This window comes from Oleiphilus sp. HI0086 (genome assembly GCF_001635225.1).
The window spans coordinates 1-4470 of record NZ_LWFZ01000188.1 but is presented as its reverse complement, the minus strand read 5'-3'; the positions used below and the strand labels follow the sequence as shown (position 1 = coordinate 4470).

The following is a 4470-nucleotide window of genomic DNA, read 5'->3' as shown; positions in this document are numbered from 1 at the left end:
ATTTGTGTCGAATTGCTGATTGAATCGCTTGGGCGCAGCGGTCTTCGAATAGGCGTCTGTTAGCCGTATCGGTAAGTGCATCGTAGTGAGCGAGGTAGTGAAGTTGATTTTGAGTTTTTCTGATGTCGGAAATGTTTTGGCCAATCAAAAGAAGCTGCGTCTGCTGGGATTCACCGTCATGATTGCTAAGGTGGTTCATGTTCCAGAGCATGGTGTGCGAAAGCGAGTCGCCACTGATAATCTCGCATTCCATATTTTCTTTACTAAGGCCGCTTTCGAGTACCTTGGTAAATTTCCATGCTGTCTCGTCCTGAATATTTTCTGGAACAAACATATCGATGAAATTATTGCCTAGCACTTGTTCTTTAGTATAAGAAAACTGAACTTCGGCTGCTGCATTCCATTGTTTAATTTTGAACTTCTTATCAAGTACGATGATCGGGATGCCGGCAGTTTCGAATAGTGCTCTGAAACGAGACGAGGTGTTTTGTAGACTCTTTTCTGCCTGCTTTCTGATGTAAACCTCATCGCGAAGTTCTTGGTTGGCGCTAAGTAAATCTTGTGTGCGTTGTTCAACAATATCTTCGAGCCTCGCTTCGATTTTTATTTGATCTGAACGGAGGGTGTTGAAGTAAAGGGTAGTTAGAATAACGATCAAGCTAGCAAGAGGTAGAGAATATTCTGGTATTGATAATTGCTGTGTCAGTGTCCCGGCGTTAAGGAGGTGCAGGGTGATAATCCCAGATACGAAAATAGCAATAGTGCAAGCGAGCTGGTTAAATCTGGTTGAAGCCCACATTAAGATTGGAATGATTAGAAGTATAAAGTGAGGCTTTTCCTTGGTGGTAAAATAAATGCTGAGGATCGAGATTGAAAGCCAAACAAACCACTCTAAAGGATGTGTGTTTTGCTTGATACGTTGTGCATGGTTTTGTGCCGCGAACACGATGCTTGGAATGGTGGTCAGACTAATAACATTGGAAATCCATAAGTAGGCTATTACCCTTAGGTCTAGTGTGCTGTCGCCGTCATTGGTGAGCAAGCTGACACCGAGCAATGTGCTGATTAAGGCGCTAATTATTACGCTGTGGGAAATATAAAGGATCAGGTTTTTACTGTTTGATAAAGGATTACCCTTGGTAATAGAGAGCTGGAATGACTTCCGGAGCACATAACTTTGCATGCAAAGGCTTAACGAAAACAGTACTGCAGTACTAAGTTCTATATCACCGTCAAACCATGCGTTAGATGCTTGTGATAAAGCGACTGGGGCTAGGAATATTGCGGGTAGACTGACTAGGCCGAAGCAATAAGTAAGAGAGAGTGATAAACCGTAGGCTATGCTGACGTAGGGCATGGCATTCTGAAGTGTCGATCCGTCATTGATAAATAATTGGTCAAAACCTAAAGCAATAAACAACAGGGTGAGACTTATGAAAAATGCGGGTATGCCGTGAATGCGAGCGCTAGAGATTTCTGGCTTAAAACTTAGATTATTTGCATTCATTGAAAGTAAAGCCAGCTTAGCTCGAAGGTGAAATTATATAATGGGCCGCATGGTAAATATGGTGGATTGTCTTCTTGTTTTATGACGAATTTAGCTGTCTGAAGACATCACCATAATGATGAATCTATTCTATCTGTAATAGCCAAATGATTGTCTAACTGAAGTGTTTCGGTATGTAAATTTATGTAAGCTGGCGTTTTTCTGTTTAGATATCAATCCGCATTGAAAGGTCGATAGATTTGCAGTCTTTTGTCAGTGCGCCGATTGAAATAAAGTCTACTCCCGTTTCAGCAATTGGGACCAGCGTTTCATTGGTTATGCCGCCAGAAGCTTCAAGCTTGGCTTGGCCTTTATTTAGTTTTACGGCCTCGTTTAAAGTGCTGATAGGGAAATTGTCGAGCATGACGATATCAGCCTGAGCTTGTAAGGCTAGTTGCAACTCTTGTATAGATTCAACTTCAACTTCGATGGGCTTTCCGGGAGCTAGTTGCTGAGCTTTGTTAACTGCCTGTCCAATGCCGCCGCAGGCCATAATGTGATTTTCCTTGATTAGGAAGGCGTCATAAAGGCCAATGCGATGGTTGTGGCAGTCTCCGCAGGTAACGGCATGCTTTTGTGCTAGGCGCAGTCCAGGTAGGGTCTTACGAGTATCCAGAAGCTTTACTTGAGTGTGTGCAACCAGGTTTGCGTAGTGTTTAGCTGTCGTTGCAGTGCCAGAAAGTGTTTGCAGAAAATTAAGTGCGGCACGTTCTCCGGTTAGAATGGATCGGGCAGAGCCACTAACAGTAAAGAGAGTTTCGTTTTGTGAAGCGTTGTCTCTGTCATTGACGAACCACTTAATTTCAAGGGTTGGATCAATTGCATGAAAGACGGCGTCAACCCACTTTGTACCGCAAATAATCGCACTTTCACGGGTAATTACTTTCGCGCAAGCCTGTTTGTCGGCATCAATTAGCTGAGCAGTTATATCACCGGAGCCGACATCTTCCGAAATTGCAGCGTTAACGTTATTTTCGATGGCTTTTGAAAGTAATTCGTTCATATTTTGGCTCAAGCTGTTCAGGCTGGGTCTGGTGAATACAAAGGATGCTTAAAATTAAAAAAAGTCGAAAGTATTGCTTACTTTTATTTAGCGGCGCCATTATATAGATTATTTCGGATAATGCTAAGTGGCTTAGCTTGTTCTCGTTCACTATATTGTTAGACGAGTAGTTGTTGTGCTGGGTTTAATAATTCACATTTTTTGTGAACTGGTTCAAGCGGAAACAAAATGTGACAGTAGTCATAATATTGACTCGCTATAATGCAAATAAATGTTAAATAATTGACTCTTAGCAAGTGGGCAGTTGGGGTAATTATGGCAGAGCCAAAGATAGTAGGGATTCACGGCGGCAAAACTATTTCAGGAGTATCCGCTAAACCGCTACCGAAGTTAGTCATTGTCGTTAGAGATAATTTTAGACTTAAAGTGCAGGATTTATTACGTCATTTGTTTGATGGTGCGGATGATGCGCTGTTTGAAATGGCCGACAAAGCGGGCACTAATGGTGACCAAGCGTTGTATTTCGATGCGATGAGAGAGCTTCGTTTACAGAAGCGCCATATCGCAAATGCCGTTGTAAAGCAGTTGTTGACTAATTTCAATTCGCTTACCAGTGGTCCACAGGTGAGCGGCCCGTCTGGTGACTCGATAGATTCATTGGATCTTATTGATAAGGATGAACTTGAGGTTAATGTCGCAGTCGATGCGATGGTGTCGAGGCTTAATCAAGGTATTGGCACGGTGCTCGAGGAGCTTAGTGCTCGGGTTTCCTTTATACTTGATGAGAGTGAAGTATTTTCTAAAGACTTTCCCGCGTCCCCGCATAAGCTATGTGATGCCTTTGCAAAAGCATGTGACTGTCTCGATTTTGGCATCCGAGCAAAGCTTATCGTGCTTAAACTATTTGAACGCTATGTACTGTCGAAAATGGCGGCAGTATATAAAGATTGCAATCAGCAGTTAAGGCAGTCAGGTGTACTTCCCGCATTAACGATCGGTATTGGCAAAACAGCGCGTACAAATAGCAGCAAGGCTGTTGAAATGCTCAATAATGTGTCAAAGACGGATACGATTAAATCAAATGGTCAGCTCGAGAATGCTACGCCTGATATCAATGGCTTTGATTCTTCAAGTGTTCCAACGCTCGGTGAAAATCAGTACCTTTCTCAGGGTATAGCTTTCGGTGAGTTGCGCTCTCTTCTTTATTCAGGTCAGCCCGCAAGTTCAATCGATGCAGGTGTTGGTGGTATGTCTAATATCATTCCGCAAACACATATTATTCAGCAATTATCGGCGCAGCAAAATCGGTTCTCTGGCCAGATTTCAGGTGATCAATTAGGTGGATATCAGCGTGTTGATTTTCGTAGTTTGTTATCAAGCTCGAGCGAATCTTCTGAGGGAGGGGCAATTTCCTCAGTGGACTCCGATGTCATTTCCCTAGTTTCAATGTTGTTCGATTTTATTCTTGATGATCGTCAGCTTCAGCCCGTTATGAAAGCGTTAATTGCAAGGCTTCAAATTCCTATACTTAAAGTAGCGATGCTAGATAGAAGCTTTTTTGATCGTGGCGGGCATCCTGCTAGAAAACTTCTGAACGAAATAGCTGCTGCTGCACTTGGCTGGACCGAAACAAGCGGTAGTAAGTCAGATAGACTGAAGGGAAAAATCGAAGCTGTCGTTGATAAAGTGCTAAACGATTTCGATGACAATCTAGATATTTTCCAAAGCTTATTAGATGATTTTATTAAATTTATAGTGATTGAAGATAAGCGTGGTCAACTTGTTGAGCAGCGCACAAAAGATGCTGAAAAGGGAAAAGCAGCCAATGACCTAGCCAAGAAGGCGGTTGATAATGCTTTAAATGCAATTTTAGCTGATCAGCAAGCAAGAGCGCGTAATGTACCAGAATGTGCAGAAGCTT

At 42.6% G+C, this 4470-nt stretch carries 3 protein-coding genes; 1 reads left to right on the top strand and 2 read right to left on the bottom strand.

Features of this window, described 5'->3' with window-relative positions; genetic code table 11:
* Window positions 1-1507 (bottom strand): PAS domain S-box protein (locus tag A3756_RS02660; protein WP_156490212.1); only part of this gene is annotated, 1507 nt, incomplete at its 3' end.
* 205 nt (window positions 1508-1712) lie between these two features.
* Window positions 1713-2549 carry a carboxylating nicotinate-nucleotide diphosphorylase gene (nadC, locus tag A3756_RS02655; RefSeq protein WP_068509607.1) on the bottom strand — a complete coding sequence of 279 codons (837 nt, stop codon included), beginning with the start codon at window positions 2547-2549 and terminating at the stop codon, window positions 1713-1715.
* Window positions 2550-2864: 315 nt separating this feature from the next.
* On the opposite strand from nadC, the gene A3756_RS02650 reads away from it, so the two are divergent.
* A partial coding sequence (locus tag A3756_RS02650) for a DUF1631 family protein (protein WP_156490211.1) occupies window positions 2865-4470 on the top strand: 1606 nt, incomplete at its 3' end.

Coding starts and splice junctions, on each gene's coding strand:
- nadC (WP_068509607.1), bottom strand. CDS start 2,549: ATGAACGAATTACTTTCAAAAGCCATCGAAAATAACGTTAACGCTGCA.